At 69.3% G+C, this 25,533-nt stretch carries 27 protein-coding genes; 9 read left to right on the top strand and 18 right to left on the bottom strand.

The features are described 5' to 3' along the window. Window positions 1–20: 20 nt before the first annotated feature. From LCL61_RS22570 to LCL61_RS22560, 3 genes are all read right to left on the bottom strand, one after another. The gene (locus LCL61_RS22570; protein WP_340681533.1) at window positions 21–605 is read right to left on the bottom strand and encodes a GNAT family N-acetyltransferase; all 585 of its coding nucleotides are present in this window, start codon (window positions 603–605) and stop codon (window positions 21–23) included. Between the two features lie 41 nt (window positions 606–646). After that, a complete protein-coding gene (locus tag LCL61_RS22565; protein ID WP_340681532.1) occupies window positions 647–916 on the bottom strand; it encodes a hypothetical protein in 270 nt (89 codons plus the stop codon). Window positions 917–1,032: 116 nt separating this feature from the next. Further along, window positions 1,033–1,512 carry an Lrp/AsnC family transcriptional regulator gene (locus tag LCL61_RS22560; RefSeq protein ID WP_125681177.1) on the bottom strand — a complete coding sequence of 160 codons (480 nt, stop codon included), beginning with the start codon at window positions 1,510–1,512 and terminating at the stop codon, window positions 1,033–1,035. A gap of 111 nt (window positions 1,513–1,623) precedes the next feature. On the opposite strand from LCL61_RS22560, the gene LCL61_RS22555 reads away from it, so the two are divergent. Further along, window positions 1,624–2,682 (top strand): Glu/Leu/Phe/Val dehydrogenase dimerization domain-containing protein, encoded by a 1,059-nt coding sequence (locus LCL61_RS22555; protein WP_340681531.1) that lies wholly within the window; start codon window positions 1,624–1,626, stop codon window positions 2,680–2,682. On the opposite strand, the gene LCL61_RS22550 is transcribed toward LCL61_RS22555, so the two are convergent. From LCL61_RS22550 to LCL61_RS22520, 7 genes are all read right to left on the bottom strand, one after another. Beyond that, entirely contained in the window at window positions 2,624–3,874 is a 1,251-nt protein-coding gene (locus tag LCL61_RS22550) for an ABC transporter substrate-binding protein (protein ID WP_340681530.1), read from the bottom strand. The two genes, LCL61_RS22555 and LCL61_RS22550, sit on opposite strands and share 59 nt — an antisense overlap. After that, the gene (locus LCL61_RS22545; RefSeq protein WP_340681529.1) at window positions 3,871–5,028 is read right to left on the bottom strand and encodes a branched-chain amino acid ABC transporter permease; all 1,158 of its coding nucleotides are present in this window, start codon (window positions 5,026–5,028) and stop codon (window positions 3,871–3,873) included. Before LCL61_RS22545 ends, LCL61_RS22550 begins: the two co-directional genes overlap by 4 nt. After that, window positions 5,021–5,899, bottom strand: coding sequence for a branched-chain amino acid ABC transporter permease (locus LCL61_RS22540; protein WP_340681528.1), 879 nt, complete (start codon window positions 5,897–5,899; stop codon window positions 5,021–5,023). Before LCL61_RS22540 ends, LCL61_RS22545 begins: the two co-directional genes overlap by 8 nt. Beyond that, window positions 5,896–6,672: an ABC transporter ATP-binding protein gene (locus tag LCL61_RS22535; protein WP_340681527.1), complete on the bottom strand. Its 777-nt coding sequence runs from the start codon at window positions 6,670–6,672 to the stop codon at window positions 5,896–5,898. The genes LCL61_RS22540 and LCL61_RS22535 overlap by 4 nt, the downstream gene beginning before the upstream one ends. Further along, entirely contained in the window at window positions 6,669–7,478 is an 810-nt protein-coding gene (locus tag LCL61_RS22530) for an ABC transporter ATP-binding protein (RefSeq protein ID WP_340681526.1), read from the bottom strand. The genes LCL61_RS22535 and LCL61_RS22530 overlap by 4 nt, the downstream gene beginning before the upstream one ends. Window positions 7,479–7,679: 201 nt before the next feature. Then, a complete protein-coding gene (locus LCL61_RS22525; protein WP_233621725.1) occupies window positions 7,680–8,336 on the bottom strand; it encodes a response regulator in 657 nt (218 codons plus the stop codon). Further along, complete coding sequence (locus LCL61_RS22520; protein ID WP_340681525.1) at window positions 8,291–9,466, bottom strand: GAF domain-containing sensor histidine kinase; 1,176 nt, start codon at window positions 9,464–9,466, stop codon at window positions 8,291–8,293. The genes LCL61_RS22525 and LCL61_RS22520 overlap by 46 nt, the downstream gene beginning before the upstream one ends. A 94-nt stretch (window positions 9,467–9,560) precedes the next feature. Between LCL61_RS22520 and LCL61_RS22515 the strand changes: the two genes are divergently transcribed. Further along, window positions 9,561–12,332 (top strand): FAD-binding and (Fe-S)-binding domain-containing protein, encoded by a 2,772-nt coding sequence (locus LCL61_RS22515; protein ID WP_340681524.1) that lies wholly within the window; start codon window positions 9,561–9,563, stop codon window positions 12,330–12,332. 32 nt (window positions 12,333–12,364) lie between these two features. Here LCL61_RS22515 and LCL61_RS22510 read toward each other — a convergent pair whose 3' ends face one another. Beyond that, complete coding sequence (locus LCL61_RS22510) at window positions 12,365–12,910, bottom strand: hypothetical protein (protein WP_340681523.1); 546 nt, start codon at window positions 12,908–12,910, stop codon at window positions 12,365–12,367. A gap of 51 nt (window positions 12,911–12,961) precedes the next feature. On the opposite strand from LCL61_RS22510, the gene LCL61_RS22505 reads away from it, so the two are divergent. Then, window positions 12,962–13,516, top strand: coding sequence for a TetR/AcrR family transcriptional regulator (locus LCL61_RS22505; protein WP_340681522.1), 555 nt, complete (start codon window positions 12,962–12,964; stop codon window positions 13,514–13,516). A 78-nt stretch (window positions 13,517–13,594) separates the two neighbouring features. Next, the gene (locus tag LCL61_RS22500) at window positions 13,595–14,797 is read left to right on the top strand and encodes a cytochrome P450 (protein ID WP_340681521.1); all 1,203 of its coding nucleotides are present in this window, start codon (window positions 13,595–13,597) and stop codon (window positions 14,795–14,797) included. On the opposite strand, the gene LCL61_RS22495 is transcribed toward LCL61_RS22500, so the two are convergent. Next, the gene (locus LCL61_RS22495; protein ID WP_340681520.1) at window positions 14,778–15,680 is read right to left on the bottom strand and encodes an aminoglycoside 3'-phosphotransferase/choline kinase family protein; all 903 of its coding nucleotides are present in this window, start codon (window positions 15,678–15,680) and stop codon (window positions 14,778–14,780) included. The two genes, LCL61_RS22500 and LCL61_RS22495, sit on opposite strands and share 20 nt — an antisense overlap. A 40-nt stretch (window positions 15,681–15,720) precedes the next feature. Further along, window positions 15,721–16,287, bottom strand: a complete 567-nt coding sequence (locus LCL61_RS22490) for a TetR/AcrR family transcriptional regulator (RefSeq protein ID WP_340681519.1) — start codon at window positions 16,285–16,287, stop codon at window positions 15,721–15,723. 112 nt (window positions 16,288–16,399) lie between these two features. Between LCL61_RS22490 and LCL61_RS22485 the strand changes: the two genes are divergently transcribed. Genes LCL61_RS22485 through LCL61_RS22470 form a run of 4 tightly spaced genes read left to right on the top strand, consistent with a single transcriptional unit; the run spans window position 16,400 to window position 20,054 of the window. Continuing rightward, the gene (locus tag LCL61_RS22485) at window positions 16,400–17,590 is read left to right on the top strand and encodes a cytochrome P450 (RefSeq protein WP_340681518.1); all 1,191 of its coding nucleotides are present in this window, start codon (window positions 16,400–16,402) and stop codon (window positions 17,588–17,590) included. A 2-nt stretch (window positions 17,591–17,592) separates the two neighbouring features. Further along, the gene (locus LCL61_RS22480; RefSeq protein WP_126735463.1) at window positions 17,593–17,808 is read left to right on the top strand and encodes a ferredoxin; all 216 of its coding nucleotides are present in this window, start codon (window positions 17,593–17,595) and stop codon (window positions 17,806–17,808) included. 17 nt (window positions 17,809–17,825) lie between these two features. Then, complete coding sequence (locus tag LCL61_RS22475) at window positions 17,826–19,082, top strand: GNAT family N-acetyltransferase (protein ID WP_340681517.1); 1,257 nt, start codon at window positions 17,826–17,828, stop codon at window positions 19,080–19,082. A gap of 57 nt (window positions 19,083–19,139) precedes the next feature. After that, a complete protein-coding gene (locus LCL61_RS22470; RefSeq protein ID WP_340681516.1) occupies window positions 19,140–20,054 on the top strand; it encodes a nuclear transport factor 2 family protein in 915 nt (304 codons plus the stop codon). Here the strand turns inward: LCL61_RS22470 and mtnA are convergent. From mtnA to LCL61_RS22445, 5 genes are all read right to left on the bottom strand, one after another. Continuing rightward, entirely contained in the window at window positions 20,026–20,985 is a 960-nt protein-coding gene (mtnA, locus tag LCL61_RS22465; protein WP_340688650.1) for an S-methyl-5-thioribose-1-phosphate isomerase, read from the bottom strand. The genes LCL61_RS22470 and mtnA overlap by 29 nt on opposite strands. Before the next feature lie 27 nt (window positions 20,986–21,012). Then, window positions 21,013–21,477 carry a YfbM family protein gene (locus LCL61_RS22460; protein WP_340681515.1) on the bottom strand — a complete coding sequence of 155 codons (465 nt, stop codon included), beginning with the start codon at window positions 21,475–21,477 and terminating at the stop codon, window positions 21,013–21,015. Between the two features lie 3 nt (window positions 21,478–21,480). Further along, window positions 21,481–22,275, bottom strand: a complete 795-nt coding sequence (locus LCL61_RS22455) for a PIG-L family deacetylase (protein WP_340681514.1) — start codon at window positions 22,273–22,275, stop codon at window positions 21,481–21,483. Between the two features lie 64 nt (window positions 22,276–22,339). Then, window positions 22,340–23,029: a dienelactone hydrolase family protein gene (locus LCL61_RS22450; protein ID WP_340681513.1), complete on the bottom strand. Its 690-nt coding sequence runs from the start codon at window positions 23,027–23,029 to the stop codon at window positions 22,340–22,342. After that, complete coding sequence (locus tag LCL61_RS22445; RefSeq protein WP_340681512.1) at window positions 23,026–23,910, bottom strand: arginase family protein; 885 nt, start codon at window positions 23,908–23,910, stop codon at window positions 23,026–23,028. Before LCL61_RS22445 ends, LCL61_RS22450 begins: the two co-directional genes overlap by 4 nt. Before the next feature lie 77 nt (window positions 23,911–23,987). On the opposite strand from LCL61_RS22445, the gene LCL61_RS22440 reads away from it, so the two are divergent. Then, a complete protein-coding gene (locus LCL61_RS22440) occupies window positions 23,988–25,340 on the top strand; it encodes a TrpB-like pyridoxal phosphate-dependent enzyme (protein WP_340681511.1) in 1,353 nt (450 codons plus the stop codon). Window positions 25,341–25,533: the final 193 nt, after the last annotated feature.

The raw sequence follows: 25,533 nt of genomic DNA, 5'->3' as shown, positions 1-25,533 counted from the left end.
CTTCCGATCTAAGGACGGTTCTAACCGTCCTTACCACTCACGAGGCCGACGCGGGCCCGCCACTCCTCCAGCGTGATCGCGTACTCGACCTCGCCCTCCTCGGTGCCGGGGATCGGGTTGTCGAAGTGCTCGTGGAAGGTCCGGACGTGCCGCATCCCGATCTTCTCCATGACCCGCCGGGACCCCAGGTTCACCGCCATGGTCGCCGCCCAGATCCGCCGGGCCCCGAATTCGGTGAACCCCTTCTCCAGGATCGCCAGCGAACCTTCGGTCGCATACCCCTTGCCCCAGGACGACCGGTTCAGCCGGTAACCCAGCTCGGGATCATCGGTGTGGTGACCGCGCAACGGTCGGAAATGGAACCACCCCAGGAAATCCCCGCTCGATTTCTCGATCGCCGCCCAGAACCCGTAACCGGGGAAACGCTCGTGGTAACCGAGAAAGGCGGGAAGGTCGTGGTTTTCGATCTCCGCCCGGTCGGCGGGTTCGCCCCCATTGAGGTAGCGCATGACTTCGGGGTCGTCGTAGAGCGCGAACAGAGGGTCGACGTCGGCGCCGGTGAACTGTCGCAGCAGTAGCCGCTCGGTCTCCAGAAAGACACGCATCGGCAGAGCATGGCGCCGGGGAGCCCTCTCGGCAACCCGTTTTACGCGGCCGCTCCGGGGCCCGCGAGATCGTCCAACGCGGCCGCTCCGGCGTCGGTGAGCAGGGCCGGAACGCGCTCGCCCCACCGGCCGTCCCTGGCGGGCGCCACCAGGCCGAGATGGGCGAGGCGATGCGCGGTGTGCTGGTCGCAGCAGGCGAGGCCGTCGACGAACAGGTCCGGCTCGCGGCTGCAGCTGATCTCGGCGTGGCCCTCGGCCACGGCTCTCAGGGTGGCCCGCTCACGATGGTTGAGGTCCGTCCGAAGGTCCATGGCGTGCCTCCTTTCCGTCCCGCACTGACCAGTTAAACCCATACCCCCGACAGTTTCCGTCTCCTTGGCTGCGAAGTCCGGGATTTCGGGCGGACTGAAGGGCGGCGAGTCGTCCACTAAGGGGTATCACCCGGTATTCGCGGCGGAAGCGGTTCCAGTTCGGTCTTGCGCAGATGCCGGAAAATGATCGAACTGCGGAAGCCGATGATCTCCTTGCGCTTCGCCAAACGATCCACGAGGAATGCGTGGAGCTGATCGACGTCCTGTGCGGCGACATGGATCAGGAAATCGTCGCTGCCGGCGGTGACGAAGACCGAAAGGACTTCCGGCAATTCCGCGACCGAACGCTGGAAGGAGTCGATCACCTCCCGGCTCAAGGGCCGCACCTGCGCCGAGACCATCGCCTGGACGCCGCGGTTGAGGCTGCGCAGGTCGATGTCGGCGTGATAGCCGCGGATGACTCCGCGCTCCCGCAGCAGCCGCGTCCGTTCCAGGCAGGTCGACGGCGCGACGCCGACCTTGCGGGCGATGTCGCGGTTCGACTGCCGCGCATCCGCCTGGAGTTCCCGGATGATCGCCGAATCAAGTTCGTCCACGCCTGCTCCTTGACCTCATCTGCCGAATAACGTTCGGCAACTCCTCGGTAAGCCTGGGAATCAGCCTAGCTTCAGCGCAATCAGCCGACTGAATGCGTGGGAGGAAGCGAAATGTCCGTACAGGAGTTGGTCGTCCGGAGGGGACAGCGGTCCGGAGTGACCACGATGGTGGCCGTGCATTCGAGCGCGCTCGGCCCGGCCGTCGGCGGCTGCCGGTTCAAGGTCTATCCACGTGTCCACGACGCGATCGACGACGTCCTGCGGCTGTCCGCGGCGATGACGCGCAAATGCGCGGTCGCGGGCCTGTACTTCGGCGGCGGCAAGAGTGTCGTCGCCCTCGACGCCGTGCCGACCGCCGAGCTGAGGCGCGAAATCCTGCTCGACCACGCCGACCTCATCGCGTCACTCGACGGCGCGTATCTCGCCGGACCGGACGTCGGAACCGGCCCGGACGACATGCTCGTGCTGCGCGAGCGGACCCCGCACGTGTTCTGCCTTCCCGAGGAGCACGGCGGGACCGGTTCGTCGAGCGGGCCGACCGCCGTCGGCGTGCTCGCCGCGCTGCGAGCGGGCGCGCGGGCGGTCTTCGGTGACGACGAGATGAAGGGCCGCAAGGTGGTCCTCAGCGGATACGGCTCGGTCGGCGCCCACCTGGCCGCCGGACTCGCCGGGCAGGGCGCCGAGGTCGTCGTGTCCGATGTGGACGAACGACGCCTCGCCGCGGCCCGCGAACAAGGCCTGAAGCCGGTGAGGCCGGACCAGGTGCTCGGCATCGAAGCCGACGTCCTGATCCCGGCCGCCCTGGGCGGGGTCTTCGGCCCGGGAACCGAGGTCGCCGCGCCGCTGGTCGTCGGCCCGGCCAACAACCAGCTCACCGACGACACGGTGGCGGCAGGCCTCGCCGCGAAGGGAATCCTGTGGATCCCCGATTTCGTCGCGAGCGCCGGGGGAGTCGTCTACACACTCGGCCGCGAGAAGGAGAACCTCACCCACGCCGAGGCGCTCGCCCGCGTCGAAACCCTGGAAGCGACGACGCAACGCATCCTGGACGCCGCTTCGGCCAACGGCACCACACCGTTGGCCGAAGCGGACGCACTCGCCGAAGCGAGACTCACTTCTGGTGCGGGGCCACGTACTCCTTCGCCTCGGGAGCCTCGAACAGCGGCTTGACGTAGCGGACCCCGCCCTCGGCCGACGCGTCCGGTGTCGCCGCGTACACCTGGCGTGTCGCCGGGGTGCCCGCCTTCGAGAAGTCCAGCGCCGCCACCAGGTCACCCGTGCTCGCCGACGTGGTCTGCTTCAACGCCGCGGCGATGCCGTCCCGCGTGAGGTCCTTGTTCTCGCAGGCCTTCTTGAGCACCGTGCCCCAGACCTCGCCGACCGCGTAGCCGTAGGGGATCCCGCCGTTCGGGGTCTCCTTGTACGTCGCTTTGTACTTCGTCGCGACGTCCTTGGCCTTGGGGAGGTCGGCGGAGAACGGCACGCTGCTGGCGACGATCGTCAGCTTGTCCAGCGCGTTCGCCGCCGGGCTCTTCAGCAGCACCGGGTCGAACACCGGGTTGTTGCCGAGCACCGGAACGTTCAGCCCGAGCGCCTTGTTCGCCGCGAGCGCGGAACCGGTCTGCGCCGGCGTGGTGGTCAGGACGATGGCCTTGACGCCGTCGCCCTTGAGTCCGGTGACGATGTTGGTGAGGTCGTTGTCCGTGGAGGTCACCTTGACCTCCTTGACCGTCAGATTGTGCTTCTTCGCGTAGAACTGCGAGCCGCGCAGCCCGTTCTTGCCGTACTCGCCGTCGATGTAGACGTGCCCGATCGTGTCGCCGTCCTTCACCAGGCCCTGTTCCTGGAAGTACGACAGCCCGTCGATGATCTCCAGGTCGTACGTCGTCCCGACGATCATCACGTACTGGTTGTCGAGCAGTTCCGAAGACCACGACGCGGGCGCGGCGACGGTCTTGTCCGACGCGATGTTCTGCTTCAGCGCGGCCACCACGGGCGAACCGAGCAGCTGCACGAAGCCGAGGACTTTCGGCTCGATCTGCGGATACAGTGTCTTCGCCGTGTCGGCCTTGTAGCCGTGGTCGACGGTCTCCAGTTCGACCTGGCGGCCGCAGGCCCCGCCCGCGGCATTGAAGTCCTTGGCCCACAACTCGTTCCCCTGCGTGATGCCGAGCCCGAGGTTCTTGAACACCCCGGTCTTGTCGGTCATCACGCCGAGGGTGATCTCCGACGCCGTCACTCCTTTGTCGGTCTTGACGCCCGAACCGTCCGCCCCCGAGGACCCCGAGTCGCCCGCCTTCGTGCTGCACGCCGAGAGGGCGAGGACCGCCGCCAGCGCGACGGCCGGATATGTGCGCTTCATTTGTCTTGCTCCTCCGGGAGATGAGGTTTCCTTGCTGACGTGATCCGGCGTCCGATCGCGGCGAGCCCGCCCGGTTCGAAGAGCACCACGAGGATGATCGCGGCGCCGTAGACGAACGAGCTGACCAGGATCGGGGTCAGGGCGCCGTCGCCGGTTCCGGAGAACCAGCCGAGATCGGCGGAGTACAGCGAAAGCACCTGCGGCAGCCCGTTGACGATCAGCGCGCCCACCAGCGCGCCGGGCACCGAGCCGAGTCCCCCGATGATCACCATGGCCAGGAAGGCGATGGAGATGTTGATGCCGTACGTGCCGAATTCGCTCTCGTCGGGTTTGAGGATGTCGAACCACAGCACGGTCATCGCGCCGGCGAGCCCCGCGTACGCCGACGAGACGGCGAACGCGCCGGCCTTGGCGCGCGTGACGCTGACGCCCATCACGGACGCGGCGGCCTCGTTGTCCCGCACCGCCCGCCACGACCGGCCGACCCGGCTGCGCACAGCCGCCTTGGCGACCACGAACGCGAGCACGGTCAGCAGCAGGAACAGGTACCAGAGCCGTTCCGCCTGCCGGATCGGCACGCCCATCAGCTCGATTTCGGGGCCGCCGTTGGTGAACGGGAAACCGAACAGCGAGAACGGTTCGGGACTGCGCCCGGTCGACGTCCCGCCGGTCAGTGTCTCGGCAGACTGTCCGAAGTAGAGCCCGAGGAACACCAGCGAAAGCGACGCGACACCGAGATAGATCCCGCGCAGCCGTCCGGAAACCGGCGCGAACGCCAAGCCGAGCAGCGCGGCGATGACCACCGCGCCGACCAGCGACAGCCCGGGATCGAGGCCGAGTCCGAACACGCGCTCGTCGTCGACCGGTCCGGAAAGGACGGTGTACCCGGTCGCGCCCGCCAGCAGGAAGAACGCGTGCGCCAGGGACAACTGCCCGGCCTGCCCGACCAGCATGGTCAGCCCGATCGCGCCGACCCCGCCGATCATCATGTACTGCCCGGCCTTCAGCCAGGCGGCGTCGAGGTACAGCGGGATCGCGAGCAGGACGACGAGTAGCGCGATCCAGGCCAGCGCCTTGACCAGCCGTCGCCGGTCGCGTTTCGCGGGCGGTGTCGGCGGGGCGGCGGGTGGGGCTTTCACGGCGGTGTCAGACACGTGTGCTCTCCCTCGTCCCGAACAACCCCGACGGCCGCACCACCAGGACCACGAGCATCACCAGGAAGACCGCGCTCTTGGAAAAGTCGAACGACACGTACTGCGCCGAAAGCGCTTCGACCAGTCCGACGACCAGGCCGCCCACCACCGCGCCCGCCGTCGAGTCGAGCCCGCCGAGGATGGCCGCGGGGAACGCCGCGAGCGCGATGGAGTGCGTGCCGCGGGACAGGCCCGCGCCGGAGAAGTCCTGCGTGGCGATGAAGAGCACCGCGACCCCGGCGAGCACGCCGGCGACCACCCACGCCGTCGCCGTCACCCGGGAACTGCGGATTCCCATCAGCGCGGCGGCTTCGCGGTTCTCGGCCTGTGCCCGCATCGCGACGCCCCAGTTGGAGTACTTGAACGCCACCGTGAACGCGGTGATCAGCACGGCGGCGACGAGCAGCGCCACCAGATGCGTGCGGAACAGGGTGATCCCGCCGATCTGGAACGGTCGCGCGTCCCAGGCGTCGCCGAGGAACGGCAGCGTGACGCCGAGGCGGCGCACGATCTCCTCGGTGATGATCACGTCCACGCCGATCGTCAGCAGCGCCAGGCTGTTCGCGTCCGCGTGCCGCGAGCGGGACAACAGGAACCGTTCCAGCAGGAGGGCGAGCAGACCGGCCGACACGATGCCGACCAGTGAGGCGCCCGCCCAGCCGAGCGATTCGCGCGTCACGACGACCAGGTAGCCGCCGAAGAGCACGAGTGATCCATGCGCGAAGTTGACCACCTCGGTGGCCTTGAAGATGATCACGAAACCCAGCGCCAGCAACGCGAACACCGCGCCCTTGCCGAGTCCGTTGACCACGAGTTGCAGGAAAGTGTTCACGCCGTGGCCTCCGTGCCGAGATATGCCCTGATCACGTCCGGGTCCGACTGGACCTCGGCCGGTGTGCCGTCGGCGATACGCCTGCCGAAGTCCAGGACGGTGACCCGGTCCGCGATGCCCATCACCAGTCCCATGTCGTGTTCCACCAGGAGAATCGAGATGCCGAGCTCGTCGCGGACGTCGCGGATCGTCCCGGCCAGCTCGGCGGTCTCGGTCGCGTTCATGCCCGCCGCGGGTTCGTCGAGCAGCAGCAGGACCGGTTCGACGGCGAGCGCGCGGGCGAGGTCGACGCGTTTCACCGCGCCGTAGGGCAGCGCGCCGACCGGGAGATCCACCAGCGCGCCGATCCCGAGGAAGTCGCAGATCTCCCGCACCCGCGCGGAATGCCGTCGTTCGGCGCGGACCGTCCACGGCAGCCGGAGCCCGCAGGCGAGGAAGCCGCCCTTGGTCAGCGCGTGCCGTCCGAGCATGACGTTGTCGAGCACGGTCGAGCCGGGGGAGAGGGCGGCGTTCTGGAACGACCGGCCGACGCCGAGACCCGCCAGCCGGTGCGGCGGGAGTCCGGAAAGGACGGCGTCGCCGAGCCGGACACTGCCGGTGTTCGCTCGGTAGAGCCCGCTGATCACGTTGAAACAGCTGGATTTGCCGGCGCCGTTCGGCCCGATGAGCGCGTGCAGCGAACCGGAACCGACGGTGAAGGAGACGTCGTCGAGCGCCCTGATCCCGCCGAAGCGCAGAGTCACGTTCTCGACGCGCAGCTCGGGCGGCGTCATCCGGCCCACCTCGACAGGCTTCGGCCCGCGAGCTGCCTGCGGGCGTCGGCGGCTTCGGCTTCGGCGGTGGCCTGCGATTCGGCGTGGCCGCCGAGGTAGAGCCGCTGGACCTCCTCGCTCGCCGCGAGTTCGGCCGTCGTCCCGGCGAGCGCGACCCGGCCCACCTCCAGGACGATCGCGTGATCGGCGACGCGCAACGCCATCACGGCGTTCTGCTCGACCAGCACCACGGCGGTGCCCTGTTCGTGGATCTCGCGGATGATGTCGCCGATCCGCTCGACGATCTTCGGTGCGAGACCGAGCGAAGGTTCGTCGAGCAGGAGGAGCCGCGGGCCGGACATCAGCGCGCGGCCGATCGCGAGCATCTGCTGTTCGCCGCCGGAGAGCAGGCCTGCGCGCTGTTTGGCCCGCTCGGCCAGGACCGGGAAGAGCTCGTCGACGCGTTTGCGCGCGGCGGCGCGCTGCCCGGGGGAGCGGGCGCCGATCCCGCCCGCGCGCAGATTCTCCTCGACCGTCATCCGCGCGAAGACCTGACGGCCCTCGGGGACGCCGACCACGCCGAGACCGACGATGCGGGCCGGGTCCAGTTTGGTCAGTGGTTTGCCGTCGTAGCGCACCTCGCCGGCGGAAACCGAGCCGCGGTGCATACGCAGCGTGCCGGAAACCGTACGCAGGAGGGTCGATTTCCCGGCGCCGTTGCTGCCGAGGACGGCCAGTACTCCATCAGGTGAAACGTCGAGGTCGACCCCGTGCAGTGCGGCCACCGATCGGCCGTACCGCACTTGAAGATCACGGACACTCAGCAAGCCGCCTCCTCCATCCGTGTGACCCGAGTCACGATCGGTGGCGGTCATCCTGCGTGGGCACCCTCCGCCGCGTTACCCCCACCTGGAGACCCACACGGCTACAAAACGGACACAGGCGCTGAAGGGGCCCATAGCCGCATCTCACGCGGTGAAGGGAGCTTTCACCGCGTCGCATGCGGGGAAAGTTCCCTTCAGCCCCCGCTAGAGGAGGCCGGCTTCGGAGGCTTTCCCGATGGCCTCGACGCGGTTCCGGGCGCCGAGTTTGTGCAGCGCGGACTGCAAATAGGTCTTCACGGTGTTCCGCGCCAGGCCGGTCGATTCCGCGATCTCCGGATTCGTCTGCCCCTGCGCCGCCAGCCGCAGGACCTCGTATTCACGCCGCGTCAGGCCGCTGCGGGCCAGCGCGTCGGACCGCTGGCCGTCGTCGGGGAAGATGCGCGGATCGACGACGCGCTCACCCTTGAGCACCTGCCGCAGCGCCGCCACCAGATCCGTCCCGGCGACGTCCTTGAGCAGGCAGCCGTGCGCCCCGGAGTCCAACGCCGCCCGGACGCCCTGATGGTCGCCGTGCGCCGTGAACACCACGATCCGCCCGGCCGGGTGCACGCGCCGGAGCTCCGCGATGACCTCGGGCGCGAGCATGTCCGGCAGCCGCAGGTCCAGCAGGATCAGCGCCGGCTTCAGCTCACCCGCCCGCCGGATCGCGGACCGGCCGGTCTCGGCCGAGCCGACCACGGTCATCGCCGGGTCGTAGCGCAGCAGCAGGCTCACCCCGTCGCGGACCACCGGATGGTCGTCCACGACGAGGACCGTCACCGGCGACGGCACGGTTCCGGCACCCAGGCGCGCAGCGTGCACCCGTCGTCCTCGTCGCGGACCAGGCTGACCCGGCCACCGAGCCGCGCGGCGCGCTCGGCCAGCGCGCGCAGCCCCATCCTGGTCCCCGGCTCGGGCTCCTCGTCTTCGGAGCGATGCCCGGTCCCGTCGTCGGCGACGACCACCTGCACGCCGTCGTCGCTGGGCAGCAGGCTGACCACGACGGACAGCGCGTCGGCGTGTTTCTCCACGTTGAGCAGGCCTTCCCGGACGGCCGCCACCAGCAGGCCGGTGCGTTCGGCGTCCAGCCGCGGCACCGGGGCGAGCTGGACGAAGCGCGCCGGGACGCCGCAGCGGGCCTGGAACGAGCGGCAGTGCTCGGCCAGCTCCACCGGCAACGCCCGTTCCGGGCTCGACTCCGACAACGCCAGCAGCGACTCGCGCAGCGCCCTCGACGCGGCCGACACGTCGCCCTCCAGCCGTCGTAGCCGCGATTCGAGCGCCGGATTGTCGCTGATGTCCTCGTGCAGGTTCCGGACCTGGACGCCGATGGAGAACAGCAGCGCGCCGACCGAATCGTGCAGCGCGCTCTGCATCCGGAGCCGCTCGGCGGACAGCGCGGTCTCACGGTCTGACTCGGCGACCGACGCCAGTTTCAGCGCCCGGCCGGCCTCGGTGGCGATGTCTTCGAGGGACTGGACCGCGTCGTCGCCGAAGTCGCGGCGCTCGCGCATGGCGGCGTACGCGATGGCGACCGTCTCGGTCCCGCTGACGATCGGGACGGCGATCATCGCGGCGAGGCCCTCACCGCGTACCTGCGCGTCGAACTGGTGGGTGATGCTCGGCGAGTTGACGTAGTCGTTGACCCTCACCGGCTTGCCCAGCGCGAGCACCCGCCCGCCGATTCCTTGGCCGATGGGCACGGCGAGGTCCTGCAGCGCGTCCGTGCGGGTGCCCGACATCCAGCGGATCACCGCCTGTTCGGGCCCGGTGAGCTCGGCGACGAAGCCGGAATGCGTGCCGATCGACTCGCGGATCAGGCGCGCGGTGCCGTTGAGCGCCGCGACCCGGTCGAGGGTGGCGAGCAGCTCTTCGCGCTCGCGAAGAAGCCCGCCGAGCACCGCGCTGTGCTCGGCGGCGAGGTCTTCAGCGGCGTGCCGTCTCGCCGTCACGCGCTCACGATCGCATATCCGACGTGGTTTCCGACACACCCGTCCGGAGAGGTTCGCCGATGCGTTCTCGCCCGCGGTTGTCTTGAATGGACCCGTGGAGATCCTGGCCGACGCCGCGACACTGGCGCTGTACACGACCGACGCCTCCAACTACCGGCACGTGCCGAAGGGGGTGGTGCTGCCGCGGAGCGTCGACGAGGTGATCGCGGCCGTCGAGGCCTGCCGGGAGGCCGGGCTGCCGGTGATCGCCCGCGGCGGCGGCACCAGCGTCGCGGGCAACTCGTGCGGGCCGGGCGTCGTGATCGACACGTCACGCCACTTCGGCGGCGTCCTCGACCTCGATCCGGAGGCACGCACGGCGAGGGTCGCCCCCGGAACCGTCCTCGACGACCTCCAGCGGCTCGCCGCGCCGCACGGCCTCCGGTTCGGCCCCGACCCGTCGACGCACTCGCGCTGCACGATCGGCGGGATGATCGGCAACAACGCCTGCGGATCGCATTCGGTGGCCTGGGGTCGCACGGTCGACGTCGTCCGGGAGCTGGACGTGCTGCTCTACGACGGCACCCGGCTCACCGTCGGGCCGACCTCGCCGTCCGAAGTGGACGCGAGGGCGGCCATGCCCGGCACGGAAGGCCGGGTCTTCTCGGAGCTGCGCGCGCTCGTCCACGACAACCTGGCGTTACTGCGGACCGAGCTGTCCTCGTTCAGCAGGCGGGTGTCCGGGTACGGGCTGGAGCACCTGTTACCGGAGAACGGCTTCGACGTCGCCAAGGCGCTCGTCGGCAGCGAGGGTACCTGCGTCACGGTGCTGGAGGCGACGGTTTCCCTCGCCGAGGTGCCGCGCCGCAAGGTGCTCGCGGTGCTCGGCTTCGAGTCCGACATCGCCGCGGCCGACGCGGTCCCGGCGATCCTGCCGTGGTCGCCGCTGACCGTCGAGGGCGTCGACGCGGACCTCGTCGCCCTGCTGGAGCCCGGTCGCGCCGACGGGCTTCCGCCGGGTGGCGCGTGGCTGTTCGTCGAGATGGCCGATCCGGAAAAGGCGCGCGGGCTGATCGACGGACTCCGCGGCGCGCTGACCGGATCCGCGCTGCTGGACGACGCGGCCGCGCAGAAGCGGCTGTGGCGGATCCGGGAGGAGGGCGCCGGTCTCGCGACGCGGCTGGCCGGGGGCGAGGAGGCCTGGCCCGGCTGGGAGGACGCGGCCGTCCCGCCCGCGCGTTTGGGCGCCTACCTGCGGGAGTTCAAGCAGCTCATGCGTGAGCACGGCCGCAAGAGCGTCGTCTACGGCCACTACGGTGAGGGCTGCCTGCACCTGCGGCTGGACTTCGATCTGCTGTCACCCCAAGGGATCGCCGGATTCCGGTCGTTCCTCGAAGAGGCGGCGGACCTGGTCGCCGCGCACGGCGGCTCGCTCTCCGGGGAACACGGCGACGGGCAGGCCCGCTCGGAACTGCTGACCCGCATGTACAGCCCCGAAATCCTCGCGCTTTTCGCGCGGTTCAAGGGAATCTTCGATCCGGTGGGTATGATGAACCCGGGCATCCTGGTGAACCCCAGGCCGGTCGACGCCGATCTCCGCGTCCGGCGCGCGCCACTGGACCTCGAAGACGTCACCGCGCTCGCGTACCCGGAGGACCGGGGGAACTTCGGGCAGGCGATGCGGCGCTGCGTCGGCGTCGGGAAATGCCGCAACACCACCGGACCGGGCGTGATGTGCCCGAGCTACCGCGCCACGCGCGAGGAGAAGCACTCGACGCGGGGACGCGCGCATCTGCTCGCCGAAATGGTGAACGGTGAGCTGATCACCGACGGCTGGCGCTCGGAAGAAGTCGCCGAAGCACTGGATCTCTGCCTGTCGTGCAAGGGATGCCTGTCCGATTGCCCGGTCGACGTCGATATGGCGACGTACAAGGCGGAGTTCCTGCACCAGCACCACAAGGGACGGCTGCGCCCGGCGTCGCACTACTCGATGGGCTGGCTGCCGCTGTGGCTGCGCGCGGCGTCGCTGGCGCCCCGGCTGGCGAACACGATGTCACGCCGGTTCTCCGGTCTGCTCAAGAAGTTCGGCGGGATCGCGCCGGAACGGGAGCTGCCGACGTTCGCCACTGCGCCGTTCACGCGACGCCGCGCCGATTTGAAGCGCTGGGCGACCGGCTCGCGGCCCGTGGTGTTGTGGCCCGACTCCTTCAACAACTACCTCACCCCGGACGTCCTCGACGCCGCGGCCGAAGTGCTCACCGCCGCCGGTTACGACGTCGTCCTGCCCGATCGCGGCGTCTGCTGCGGGCTGACCCTGGTGTCCACCGGACAGCTCGACGCGGCGAAGAAGGTGTTGCGCCGCACGCTTTCCGTACTCGAACCGTACCTGCGCTCCGGCTACCTGGTAGCCGGTCTGGAGCCGAGTTGCACGGCTCTTTTCCGCGGTGATCTCCCGGCGCTCCTGCCCGGCGACCCGGTCGCGGAACTGCTCGCCGAACGGACCAGGACCTTCGCCGAACTCGTCGAGGACTCGCCGCTCGAATTCCGGTCGCTGGACGTCGAAGTGCTCAGCCAGGTGCACTGCCACCAGCACGCCGTGCTCGGCTTCGACGCCGACGAGGCCGCGATGCGCGCCGCGGGTGTCCACAATTCCACAATGGACTCCGGCTGCTGTGGACTGGCGGGCAACTTCGGCTTCGAACGCGGGCACTACGACGTTTCCGTCGCCTGCGCCGAAGACCGCATGCTGCCCGCGATCCGTGCCGCGGCCGAGGGCACCGAAGTGGTCGCGGACGGCTTCAGCTGCCGGACGCAGATCGAGCAGCTCGACGGACGGCGGGCAGTGCACCTGGCCGAACTGCTGCGGCGCGCGTTGCCGACCTCGTGAGTGGTGAGGACGGTTAGAACCGTCCTCACCACTCACGAGACGTGACCGAGGCGCGCGTCACGTTCGGCGTACTTCTTCAACGTCAGCAGTTGCTTCCGCATCATGACCAGGTCGCCCCAGCCGAGCAGGAACTCCTTGAGGCGGCCGCGGAATCCCTTCGACGTCACGACGATGCGGCACAGCATGCGGCACGACTTCTCGTCGATCGGTTCGACCGAGTAAGTGGCGGCCACCGGGCCGAACAGGTTCTCGGACTTGGCGAAGGTCCGCCCGGTGAGGCTGTGCCCGCGGTCGACCTCGGTCAGCTCGAACACGATCAGCGTGTCGCCGGGAGCGAGTTCGTCGGCGCCGGGGGTGAGGCTGTCCGGGCTGCGGCGCCCCAGGTTGTCGAGCAGGTCGTAGCTGTAGGGCGCGACCGAGATCTGGCAGAGCCAGCGGTAGGCGAGCGCGGCGGGCGCGTGCACGGTGACCGCGCGGTCGAAGCGGGCGAGAGGGCCGTCGAGCAGGATGTCCGCCGGTTGGGCGCGGCGGCGTTCCTCCGGGGTCGCGCCCCAGTTCGCGGGTGATCCGAAGGGCATGGCCGCCTCCGTACGGTGCCGTATGTTTTTCCATACGGTAGCGTACGGGGCGTGAAACGGAAGCTCGCGCGTGAGGATTGGGCGGACGCCGCGCTCGAAGCGCTGTGCGATGGCGGGGTCGCCGCGATCGCCGTCGAGCCCCTCGCGGCGAAACTCGGGACTACGAAAGGCAGCTTCTACTGGCATTTCGCGAATCGGGGCGCGCTGGTCGAAGCCGCCGTGCGCCGGTGGGCCGAGCAGGACACCGAGGCGTTGATCACGCTGCTTGACGGGATCTCGGATCCGGAGCGAAGGCTGCGTGAGCTCTTCGCGCTCGTCTTCGGGGCCAAGGACGACGAGCGGGCCGAGCCGGCGCTGCTCGCCCACGCTGGCGACCCGGTGATCGGCCCGCTCCTCGCCGAAGTCACCGCGCGACGCGTCGGCTTCATCGTCCGGTGCTTCCGGGAAATGGGCCGCCCGGAAACCGAAGCCCGGCATCGCGGCTTGCTGGCGTACACGGCCTTCATCGGTTTGATCCAGGCGCAACGGGCGAGTGGCGGAACGCTCCTGCCCGCGACGGAACGACCGGGCTACCTGGAGTTCCTGCGCGGGATTATCACCGAGTGAGAAGGATCTTCGGCTCTTCGGGCGGGTGACCGGCCGGATCCTTCCTGCCACCCCGCCCGCCGCTCATCATCATGCTCCATGACAGCCACGTATCCCGCGGCGAAGGACGATCCCGCGACCCCGATGGGCGCGATCTACGCCGAGTACCCGCCGATGTCCCGGGTCGTCTTCCCCAGCGGCTGCGAAGGCTGGCTGGTGACACGGTACGAGGACGTCCGGCTCATCTTCTCGGACACGCGGTTCTCCCGGAACCTGCTCGCGCCCGGCGCGCCGTGCCTCATCGAACCCGGCGACTTCTCCACCGGTGAGCACAGCATCCTGAACATGGACCCGCCGGATCACACGCGGCTGCGGAAGCTGACGGCGCAGGCCTTCACCGTCCGCCGGATCGCCGGGCTGCGGCCGCGGATCCAGGAGATCGCCGACACGCTTCTGCGGGCGATGGCCGAACACGGTCCGCCGGTGAATCTGGTGGAGATGTTCGCCTTTCCACTGCCCACCGCGGTCATGTGCGAGATCCTCGGCGTGCCTTTCGAGGGCAGGGAACGGTTTCGCCAGTGGTCACGCGTGATCGTCACGCCCATGGCGTACAGCCCGGCCGAAGTGGCGCAGGCCCGGCGTGACGGGGCGGACGACATGGCGGCGCTCGTCGCCGTCAAGCGGGCGACGCCGGGGGAGGATCTGCTGAGCGTCCTCGTGCACGCTCGCGACGAGGACGGCGATCGGCTCACCGAGGCCGAGTTGATCGATCTGGCCACCCAGCTCCTGCTCGCCGGGCACGAGACCACGGTCAGCCTCATCGCGACCGGGATCGTGCTGCTGACGGGAAACCCGGATCAGCTCGCCGCGCTGCGCTCGGATCCGAGTCTGACCGCAGGGGCCGTCGAAGAGATCATGCGGTTCGACGGGCCAGCCGACGCGTCGCTGCTCCGGGTCGCGCTGGAGGACGTCGAGCTGAGCGCCGGTCTGGTCCGGCGCGGCGAGGCGGTGCTGGCCCACACCGGCGCGGCGAACCGCGACGAAGCCGCCTTCCCCGGCGCCTCGCGGTTCGACATCCGGCGCCGGAACGCGCCGCAGCTCGGTTTCGGGCACGGCCTCCACTTCTGCCTCGGGGCCGCACTCGCCCGGCTCGAAGGGGAGATCGCGTTCCGGACGCTGCTCGACGGACTGCCGGGGCTGGATCTCGCGGTCCCCGCTTCGGCCATCACCTGGCGTCCGCCGCTCTCGATCCGCGGCCCGGAAGCCGTGCCGGTGACGTGGGCTACCACCAAGCCCGGCTGAGGCTCTCCAGCGTCGGTTCCTCCGGTGCCGGAAGAACCCTGAAGTACCAGGTGAAGTTGCTGTAGACGTGCAGAAGAGCGTATGCCAGGCAACGCCGGGAGAACTCCTCGTCCGGCTCGACGCCGTATCCGGCCAGTAGCCGCCGCAGGAAGTCCTTGTCCCCGCCCGAAACGAACAGGCCGACGGCGACGAAGTCGTACTCGGCCGCACCCCGCATCGCCGGTTCGAAATCGAAGAGCCCGGTCAGTCGCGGGCGTTCGCCGTCATGGGCGACCATGAGGTGGTCACGCATGAATTCGGTGTGCAGAGGGACGATCGGCGGGCTGCCGAGATCGACGGAGTCGAGGAACGCCGGAATCCGGCCGATCCAGGCCTCGTCGAGCCCGGTCCGGCGGTGGTGCTCGACGACCTTCGCGCGCTGCCCGGCGACGAACGCGGCCCAGTCCGGCGGGCCGAGGACGTCGAACCGCGGGTCGTGCAGCGAATGCAGGGCGGCCAGCGCCTCGCCGAGTTCTGGAGCGAGCCGGTGCTTGTCCTCCGTGGACAGTTTCGGCCAAGCGTCCTTCAGTGTTTCGCCGGGCAGGCGCTCCATGAGCACGTAACCCCAGCCGTCCCGTTCGCCGGTGTCGTGCACGGCGGGGGTCGGGATCGGCAGTTTCCCGTGCAGGACCTCGAGCATCGTCCGCTCGGTGGGAAGCTCGTCGCGATGCACCGGCGGGAACAGTTTGAGCACCCGATCGTCGCCGACGGCGTAGACCGGCAGCGAACCCTCGGTGAACGGCACGACTTCGCCGAACCCCAGCGACCTCACCGCCGGAAGGAGGTCTTGCCTGGTCAGCGCGTCGAACTCGGCTTCGGTGCCGGCAGGCGGAAACGGGATCACGGCACGACCGTAGAGCAGCGCGCTGTGGACGGCGACGTAATTAGCCGCTGCGCTCCAGCAGGGTCCGCGCCGCGCCGAGCACCAGACGGCAGACGTCGTCGGGATCCGCGCTGGCCAGCGGTTCCTTGCCGGTGATGTCGCGGACCAGGCCGATCCCGAGCAGCCAGGCGAGGACGAGGTCCGCGCGCAGGTCCGCGTCTTCGGCGTCGGTCAGCGTGGCGAGCACCTTGGCGTACTCCTCGCCGAGCTGCCGCCGGACCGCGGCGGCGGCGCTGTCGTGCCCCGTCGAGCGCAGGTACGCGTCGAGGGTGCGGTCGCGGCCGGTGTCGGATTCCAGCATGCTGCGCAACGCCGTCCCGAGCAGTTCGTCCGGTGGGGTGGTGGCGATCTGCTCGCGTCCGCCGCGCGCCAGGACCTCCTCGAACAGCGCGTCCTTCGAACCGAAGTAGCGGAACAGCAAGGCTTGATTGACTCCGGCGAGTTTCGCGATGTCGCGCACGGTCGTCCGGTCGAAACCACGTTCGGCGAAGAGAGCCGCCGCCGCGTCGAGCAGGGCAGCCCTGGTCGCGGCCGCGTCGCGCTTGCGGACCTGCGGTTCTTCCGTCATCGCCAAAGGCTAGCCGTACGTCGCACGGTAGGCGCATTGACGCTCACCGTGATCATGGTTAGCGTTGTAAGCAGTTGCTTACAAACCGCCGAGCCGGGGGGTTTCCGGACAAATGACCACCACAGACACCGAATTCGTCGCCTATCCCTTCAACGAAGACGCCGGGCTCGAACTCAACGAGGCGTACGCGGCGGCCCGCGCCACCGAGGGCATGCTCCGGGTCCGTCTTCCGCACGGTGAGCCGGCGTGGCTCGCCACCCGGTACGCCGACGCGCGGTTCGTGCTGGGCGACCGGCGCTTCTCCCGCGCGATGGCGGTGGAACGGGACGAGCCGCGAATGGCGCCGGGCAGGCGGCCCGGCGGGATCCTGAGCATGGACCCGCCGGATCACACCCGGCTGCGCACGCTGGTCGCGAAGGCGTTCACCATGCGCCGCGTCGAACTGCTGCGGCCGCGCGTCGCCGAGCTGGCGTCGGGCCTGATCCAGGACATGAAGGCCAAGGGACAGCCCGCCGACCTGGTCGAGGACTACGCGCTGCCGATCCCGGTCGCGGTGATCTGCGAGCTGCTCGGTGTCCCGGTCGAGGACCGGCCCAAGTTTCGCGTGTGGAGCGACGCCGCGCTCTCGACCAGCCCGCTGACCACCGAAGAGATGATGGCGAATCAGGACGAGCTGCGGGCGTACATGCACGTGCTCGTCGAGCAGCATCGCGCCGAGCCCCAGGACGACCTGATGACCGCGCTGATCGAGGCGCGCGACGTCCGCGACAGGCTCAGCGAGCTGGAACTGGTCGACATGTGCATCGGCATCCTGATCGCCGGGCACGAGACCACCGCCAGCCAGATCCCCAACTTCGTCTACGCCCTGCTCGAACAGCCGGACCAGCTCGCCCGCCTCCGCGCGGACCTGGACCTGATCCCGGCCGCGGTCGAGGAACTGCTGCGGTTCATCCCCCTGGGTGCCGGGGCGGGGTTCGCCCGCTACGCCACCGAAGACATCCAGGTGGGTGACGTGCTCGTGAAGGAAGGCGAGCCGGTGATGGTCGCGATCGGCGCCGCGAACCGGGACGCGCTCCAGTTCACGTCGGCGGACACCCTCGAATTCGGCAGGGAGTCCAATCCTCACCTCGGTTTCGGGCACGGCGTGCACCATTGTCTCGGCGCCCCGCTGGCGAGGCTGGAATTGCAGGAGGCCTTGCGGGCGTTGCTGCGAGATCTCCCCGGACTGCACCTCGACGGCGATATCGTGTGGAAGACGCAGATGCTGGTGCGGGGGCCCCGCTCCATGCCGATCGGATGGTGAGCATGAGCTGGAAAGTCGACGTCGATGGCGATACGTGCATCGGCTCGGGGATGTGCGCCGCGCTGAAGCCGGAGGTCTTCGTACTCGAAGGTGCCACGGCGACGGTGGTCACGGGTGAGGTGGAGCCGGACGAGACGGTGCTGGACGCGGCGGACTCGTGCCCCGCGATGGCCATCGAGGTGACGGAAAAGGGTGAGGTGATCGGGCCGCGGCCCTGATGACCGCTCTTTAATACGTGGCGGTCGTCGGTGAAGAGGCGTACGACGACAGGGTGAGCGATGACGGCTTGACCCTCCGCACCCTGACCACCGACGACCTGCCCGCGTTCGCCACGATGCTCGCGCGAGCGTTCCTCACCGACGACACGGAAGGCGTGCGGTTCCGCGAAGCGCTGGTCTTCGAGCCCGAGCGTTCGCACGGCGTCTTCGACGGGAACGAACTCATCGGGACGGGTGAACTGCTCACCCGCCGGATCACCGTGCCCGGCGCTGGGCAGACCCCGCTGGCCGCGGTGACCTCGGTCGGGGTGGCGCCCGGACATCGCAGGCGCGGCGCGCTCACCCGCGTCATGCGCGCGCAGTTGCACGGCCTGCACGAGGATGGCGGCGAGCCGATCGCCGCCCTGTGGGCCTCCGAAGCGACCATCTATCCCCGCTTCGGCTACGGGCTCGCGGCGCAGTTCCATCGCGCGAAGGTGCGCGCGAAGTCCGCCTTCCGGCCCGGCGTCGAACTCGAAACCGAGCGGGTGCGGGAAATCGCCCGCGCGGAGGCGATCCCGCTGATCAAAGCGATCTACGAGAAGGAGGCGCAGCTGCGGGTCGGCGCGCTCGACCGGCCCGGGCCGGCGTGGGAGTTCAACCTCGACGACCGGGAGGTCCGGCACAAGGGCTCGTCGGGGATGAAGTTCGCTGTCCTGCCGGACGGTTACGCGATCTACCGGGTGAAGAGCGATTGGGACGAGGAAGGTCCGCGCGGGACGCTGAGCCTGCAGGAGCTCGTCGCGACCACGCCGCGGACGTACGCGACCTTGTACCGCTTCCTGCTCGACTATGACCTGATCGGCACGATAGAGCTGAACGCGGCGCTCGACGAGCCGCTCGTCCATCTGCTCGCCGACCCCCGAAAGATGACCAGGTCGGCCGGTGACTCCTTGTGGCTCCGGCTGGTCGACGTCGACCGTGGCCTCGTCACCCGCCGCTACGGCGCTCCGGTGGATCTGGTGTTCGGCGTCCGCGACACCTTCTGTCCTTGGAACACCGGGAACTGGCGGCTCGTCACCGATGCCGACGGGAACGCCGAGGTGACGCGCGTGGAGGACGCGCCGGATCTCGAGCTGGGCGTGGACGACCTCGGCGCGATCTTCCTCGGTGGCACCAGGCCCAGCACGCTGGCCGCCGCGGGCCGGATCAAGGAGCGGACCGCCGGCGCGGTTTCCCGGGCGACGGCCGCGTTCGCCACCGACCGCGAGCCGTCCTGTCTCGAATCCTTCTAGCCGGCATTACCTGCCGGGTAATCGACTTCGCGTGGTCGCTCTTGCCAAGGTGACCTGGTGCGAAAGATCAAGAGATTCCTTGGTGTGGCGGCGGTTCTCCTCGGAGCGACGGTGATGGGAAGCGGGGCGGCGGTGGCCGAGACGACCGAGGACTGCTCGATGCCGAAGCAACTCGCAGACCTGGTCGAAGGCGCGGTGTCGCCGTCCGCCTGCGCCTTCATCACCAAACAGACCGAATTCGGGGCGATGCGCTCGGACACCCCCGAAGCGCGGGAAGCCCGCGTTCGTTTGTACGGCACCATTTTCGCCGCCGACGGCACGCTCGCGGAATCGGGCGGCGCCGCGCCGATCCAAGGCAGGGCGAACATCGAGAACAACCTGCGCACCCTGCTCGGCGCGTTCCCGACGTTCCGGTTCACCCCGGTGAAGATCGTGGTGAACGGCGACGCCGTCTTCTACGAGGCGGCCAACGAAGCGGTGATCCACGGCCGGATGGTGCGGTACCCGGCCGTCTACCGGGTGGTGCTCGGGGACGGCGAGGTCACCCAAGGCCGTCGCTATCACGATCGGACGGAATGGTTCCGTCCGGTCGAAAACGACGGCCTTCGTGAGCTTTTCGCCGGTATCGGCGACAACTGTCCTCGACCGGGCCCGGCCTTCACCGGCCCGGGGCTGACCGCGCCGGTGACGGACCCGGTGTGCCATCTCGCCTACCTCGGCAGGCTTTCGGGCGCGATGACCGACGTCCGGCTGGCACCCGATCAGGCGGCGGCGGGGCCGCGCACGAAGTTCCAGGAGTACCGCGGGACCGTGCGGGCGAAGGGGCGGACGATCGATTTCGGGATGGTAGTGGGCACCGGATCCGGCCCTCTCCGCTACTACTTCGACACGCTCCCGCTGAGCTACGACGACGCGGAAACGGCCGCTCTGTTCACCAAGCTGCTCACGGGCGCAGCACCCCTTGCTCGGTGACGACCGCGGTGACCAGCTCGAACGGTGTCACGTCGAAGGCCGGGTTGAACACCTCGGCGCCTTCGGGAGCGACCTTCGTACCACCGAAACCCAGAACCTCGCCGGGATCGCGCTCCTCGATCACGATCCCGGCGCCGTCCGGCATCGCGTTGTCCACAGTGGACGATGGGGCGACGACCACGAACGGGACTCCGTGGTGCTTCGCCGCGATCGCCAGCCCGTAGGTGCCGATCTTGTTGGCGACGTCGCCGTTGGCGGCGATCCGGTCGGCGCCGACGAGCACGCAGTCGACCAGGCCGCGGCCCAGCGCGGCGGCGGCCGCGCCGTCGGGCTGGATCCGGTACGGGACACCGGCTTCGGCCAGTTCCCACGCGGTCAGGCGAGCGCCCTGCAGCAGCGGCCTGGTCTCGTCGACCAGCACGGACTCGACCAGGCCACGCGCCTGAAGATGCCAGACGACGCCGAGCGCGCTACCCCAGGCGACCGTGGCGAGGTGGCCCGCGTTGCAGTGGCTGAGTAGCCGCAACGGCCGCCGACCGCAGTGTTCGAGCACCACTCCGGCCGCCAGCCGGGAGGCTTCGTGATTGATCCGCTCGTCCTCGTCGAGGATCGCCAGCGCTTCGGCGAGGACGGCTTCCGGTCCGTCCGGGAGCTTCGCGAGGGCGCGGGAGACACCCCAGCTCAGGTTGACCGCCGTCGGCCGGGCCTGGGCGACGCGGTGCGCCTCGGCCTCGACGTCGCCCCCGGCGCGGGCCGCGAGCACGACACCGAGCGCCCCCGCCGCGCCGAGCGCCGGTGCCCCGCGCACCGCCAGCCGCTGGATGGCGTCGACGAGTTCGCCGACCGTGCGCAGTTCGAGCACGCGATACTCGGCGGGAAGGACGGTCTNCCGCCAGCCGGTCAGTTCTTCGGCGAACCGGTCCCCAGTCAAGGAGACCTTCACGGACCGCTGCCTTCGTCAGGTGATGATCGTGACGACAGGCTCTCCGGCCTTCGCGGCCCCGGCGAAGAAGGTCACCAGTTCGTCGTAGTACCCGCGCACGTAATCCAGCGCGTCGGGCTCGTCCCAGATCGACGGGTAGACCCCCTCGGCCTCGAGAACCGACAGCTCGACGCCTTGCGAGAGCCGATCGAACCCGGTCCGCGCCATCTCCGCCGAGATCGTCCGCACTTCCTCCGCGCTGAAATGCCGCGGCGGCCCGTCACTGTCCGCTTCCCCCAGCAAAGTCCCGCCCAGTACGAAATCGACTTCGAACCCGGCGCGCCCTGCCAGGAACCACAGCGCGTTCCACGCCTTGTCGATGTCCACCGCCCGCTCGGTTCCGGCGGCCTTTTCGGCATACGCCCAGTACCGCTCGGGCTCCTCGGTCAGTTCACGCAACTCGTCCGGCGTGACCCGCAGGTACGCCCCGCACATGCCCATCGGTCAGAGACCCGCCATCAGGTCGGTCTCGGTGATGCCCGGCCCCTGCCCGGCGCGGATGAACCACTCGACGCCGAACGCCTGCGCGAAGGCCTCGTCGGGCATCGCGAGGAAGAACGAATCCTCACTGATCTGGCTGGCGTGCGCGCGCATCGCGGCACGTTTGTACGGCAGGTACGCGGTGACGTCGACCCTCGCCGTCAGGACGGCTTCCGGCTTGCCGAACTCGGAACCGTCTTCGAAATCGGGAAGATCCTCCGCCTTCATCTGCCCGGTCCGCACCGCCTCCTCCATGCCGCGGCGCATCTCGTCACTGTTGCTGGTCGCCTCGTAGACCCGCGGCGTGCCCGCCAGCTCGGCCGCCCGCATCCCGACGCGATGCACCTGGATGTGATCCGGATGCCCGTAGCCGCCGTTGTCGTCGTAGACGGTCAGGACGTCGGCCTGCTCCTCGCGCAGGATCGCGGCCAGACGCTGCGCGGCCTCCTCGACGTCGGCCTGCCAGAAGGTGCCGGGCACGTCGTTGCGCGGCTCGCCCATCATGCCGGAATCGGTGTACCCCAGGAACTCCACCCGCTTGGCCCCCAGGACCTCGGCGGAAGCGTGCGTCTCCTGCACGCGGCGCTGCCACAGCTCCTCTCCGTCGTCGAGGAAACCGTCCGGCACCTCGCCGACCTCCCCCCTGGTCGCGACGACGAGCACGACACGGTGACCTTCCTCGAAGGCTTTGCGCATGACGCCGCCCGCGACGATGCACTCGTCGTCGGGGTGGGCGTGAAAACTCACCAATGTGGCCATGGTGGGGAAACTACCGGGAGGCACCGACATATTCCGGAGATTGCCTGCCATTTGTGGTGCGGGCTCACGCGGGGAAGGTCCGCCCGAGGAACTCCAGCGTGAGCGCCCAAGCCGCCGCGGCGGGCTCCGGCTGATGGAACATCGGCGCCACATGGTTGTGGAACGCGTGCCCCGCGCCCTCGTGGATGTGGATCTCCGCCCCGTCGTGGGAAGCCACCGCCTCGGCCAGCTTCCGCACCCCCTCGACGGGAATGTAGGGATCCGCGCCACCGAACTGGAACTGGATCGGGCAGGTGATCTCGTCCAGCAAGGGAAGTTGCTCCGGAACGCGCGAGCCGTAGTACGAAACCGCGACGTCCGGGTCGCCCTCGGCGGCGGCCGCGAAGGCCATCGAACCGCCGAGGCAGAAGCCGAAGACGCCCGCGCGGCCCTCGGTTCCGGGCAGCCCGCGCAGCGTCGCGAGGGTCGCGAGCACGTCACCGACGGCGCGTGCCGGGTCGAGTTGGCCGGCGACGGCCATCGAGGCCGAGACCCCGGCTTCGTCGTGCGTGGCCGACCAGCCGGGGGAGATCCGCCAGAACAGTTCGGGCACGGCGACGATGTAGCCGAGGGCGGCCAGGTCGGCGGCGACCGACTTGAGGTAGTCGTCGAGACCGAAGATCTCCTGGATCAGCACCAGACCCGGGCCGGAGCCGGATTCGGGCAGCCAGAGCGGGGCGTCGAACGAGCCGTCGGCGACGGTGACCTTGGTCATCGGGTTCCTTCCAGTGCGCGCACGAGGCAGTCCGCCACCAGGGCGGCCTGTGTGCCGTCGGGGTCGAGGTCGGGATCGAAGATGGTCAGCTCCAGCCCGGCGACGCCGGGGATGGCGAGCAGGCCGCGGAGCAGTTCGACGAGCTTGTCCGGGCTGAGCCCGCCGGGATCGGGACTGTCCACAGCGGACACGAATTCCGGATCGAGCGTGTCGATGTCGATGTGGATCCAGAAACCGTCCAGCGGCGCGAAGATCTCGCGGGCGGCGGCGAGCGCGCCGCCGGTGCCGGACGCCATGATCTCCTGGCTCGTGACGACGCGAAGCCCGGCTTCCCGCGCCTCGGCGGACTCCTCCGCACGGACTCCGAGCACGAGGACGTCTTCGTCCCGGACGTAAGGACCCAGACCGTCCACATCGGCCAGTTCCGGCCGGCCACGGCCAGTGACGACGGCGAGGGCCTCACCGCCGACCGAGGCGACGTGGTCGGAATTGCCGAGATGCCGGAAGTCGTCGTGCCCGTCGAAGTAGACGATGCCGAAGCGTCCTTCGCGACGCAGAGTCAGCATGGCGGCGAGCGCGATCGAACAGTCGCCGCCGAGCACCACCGGGAAGCCGCCGTCCGCGCGGATCTTCGCCAGCCGTGCGGCGAGGGCCGCGGTGTAGGTCGCGATCCCTGCCGCGTTGCGCACGCCGCTGCCGGGCGACCAAGCGGGCAGATACCGCGGCGGGGTGACGACACCGCCGTCCCTCGCGCCCAAACGGGTGAGCAGACCGTGGTCACGCAGCGCGCCCGGAGCCTTGTAGCAGCCGGGGACCACACCTTCGGCGGGCGGGCGCAGTCCGAGATTGGACGGTGCGTCGAGCAGTACGAAATTCCCCATGCCCCCACCGTAGTAGTGACGCCTGGTGCGACGCCGTCCGTCCCTTTAGGTTGAAGGGGACGGACAGAGGAGGCTCAATGGCGGAGCGGACGAAATACATCCTCGACGAAGCGGACATGCCGACCAGGTGGTACAACGTCGTCCCGGATCTGCCGGAGCCGCCACCGCCGCCGTTGCATCCGGGCACCCGTGAACCGGTCGGCCCGGACGATCTCGCGCCCCTGTTCCCGCAGGCGCTCATCGCCCAGGAAGTCAGCACCGAACGATACATCGACATCCCGGAAGAGGTCCTCGACGTCTACCGGCTCTGGCGGCCGTCGCCGCTGTTCCGCGCGAGGCGGCTGGAGAAGGCGCTCGGCACTCCCGCTCGCATCTACTACAAGTACGAGGGTGTCAGCCCGGTCGGCTCGCACAAACCCAACACCGCGGTCCCACAGGCGTTCTACAACGCGGCGGAGGGTGTCACGAGGCTGACCACGGAAACCGGCGCCGGACAGTGGGGGAGCGCGCTCGCGTTCGCGTGCGCCACTTTCGGGCTCGAGTGTGAGGTGTGGCAAGTCCGCGCCTCGTTCGACCAGAAGCCGTATCGCAAGCTGATGATGGAGACCTTCGGCGCGACGGTGCATCCGAGCCCGTCCGAGTTGACCGAATCCGGTCGTGCGATCCTGGCCGCGGACCCGGACTCGACCGGGAGCCTCGGCATCGCGATCAGCGAGGCGGTCGAGCAGGCGGCGCGGGCGGAGAACACGCGTTACGCGCTCGGCAGCGTGCTCAACCACGTGCTGCTGCACCAGACGATCATCGGCGAAGAGGCGCTCAAGCAGTTCGAACTGGCCGGGGACACCCCGGACGTCCTCGTCGGCTGCACCGGCGGCGGATCCAACTTCGGCGGGCTCGCCTTCCCGTTCCTGCGCGAAAAACTCGCCGGGCGGATGGACCCGGTGATCCGCGCGGTCGAACCGGCCGCCTGCCCGACCCTCACCCGCGGGAAGTACGCGTACGACTTCGGGGACACCGCCGGGTTGACGCCGTTGCTGAAGATGCACACGCTCGGTCACGACTTCATCCCCGACCCGATCCACGCCGGCGGCCTGCGCTACCACGGGATGTCGCCGCTGATCTCGCATATCTACGAACTCGGGCTGATCGACGCGGTCGCCATCGGGCAGGAGGACTGCTTCGCGGCAGGCGTGCGGTTCGCCCGCGCGGAGGGCATCATCCCCGCGCCCGAGCCGACTCACGCGCTCGCCGCGTGCATCCAGGAAGCTTTGCGGTGCAAGGAAACCGGGGATGAGAAGGTGATTCTGACCGCGCTGTGCGGGCACGCGCACCTCGACCTCCCGGCGTATGGCGCGTATCTGGCGGGCGACATCTCCGACCACGCGCTGTCCGACGAGGTCCTCGAGAAGTCCCTCACCGGCCTCCCCTGAGCGCAATTCGTCCTCTGGATGCGGTCCTTGCGTGTGCAAGTACCGCATCCAGAGGACGAAACGCGAGCGGGTCAGCTGGTCACCTGCTCCTGATCGTCCACAAGAGACACCGCATCGCGGCAAAATGCCCGTTTGATAAAGATATATACCTTTCTGGGTCGGGGTCGTGAGTGGCAAGGAGGGTTAGAACGCT

Source organism: Amycolatopsis coloradensis (genome assembly GCF_037997115.1).
GTDB lineage: Bacteria > Actinomycetota > Actinomycetes > Mycobacteriales > Pseudonocardiaceae > Amycolatopsis > Amycolatopsis coloradensis_A.
This window is presented reverse-complemented; position numbering and strand designations above follow the sequence as displayed.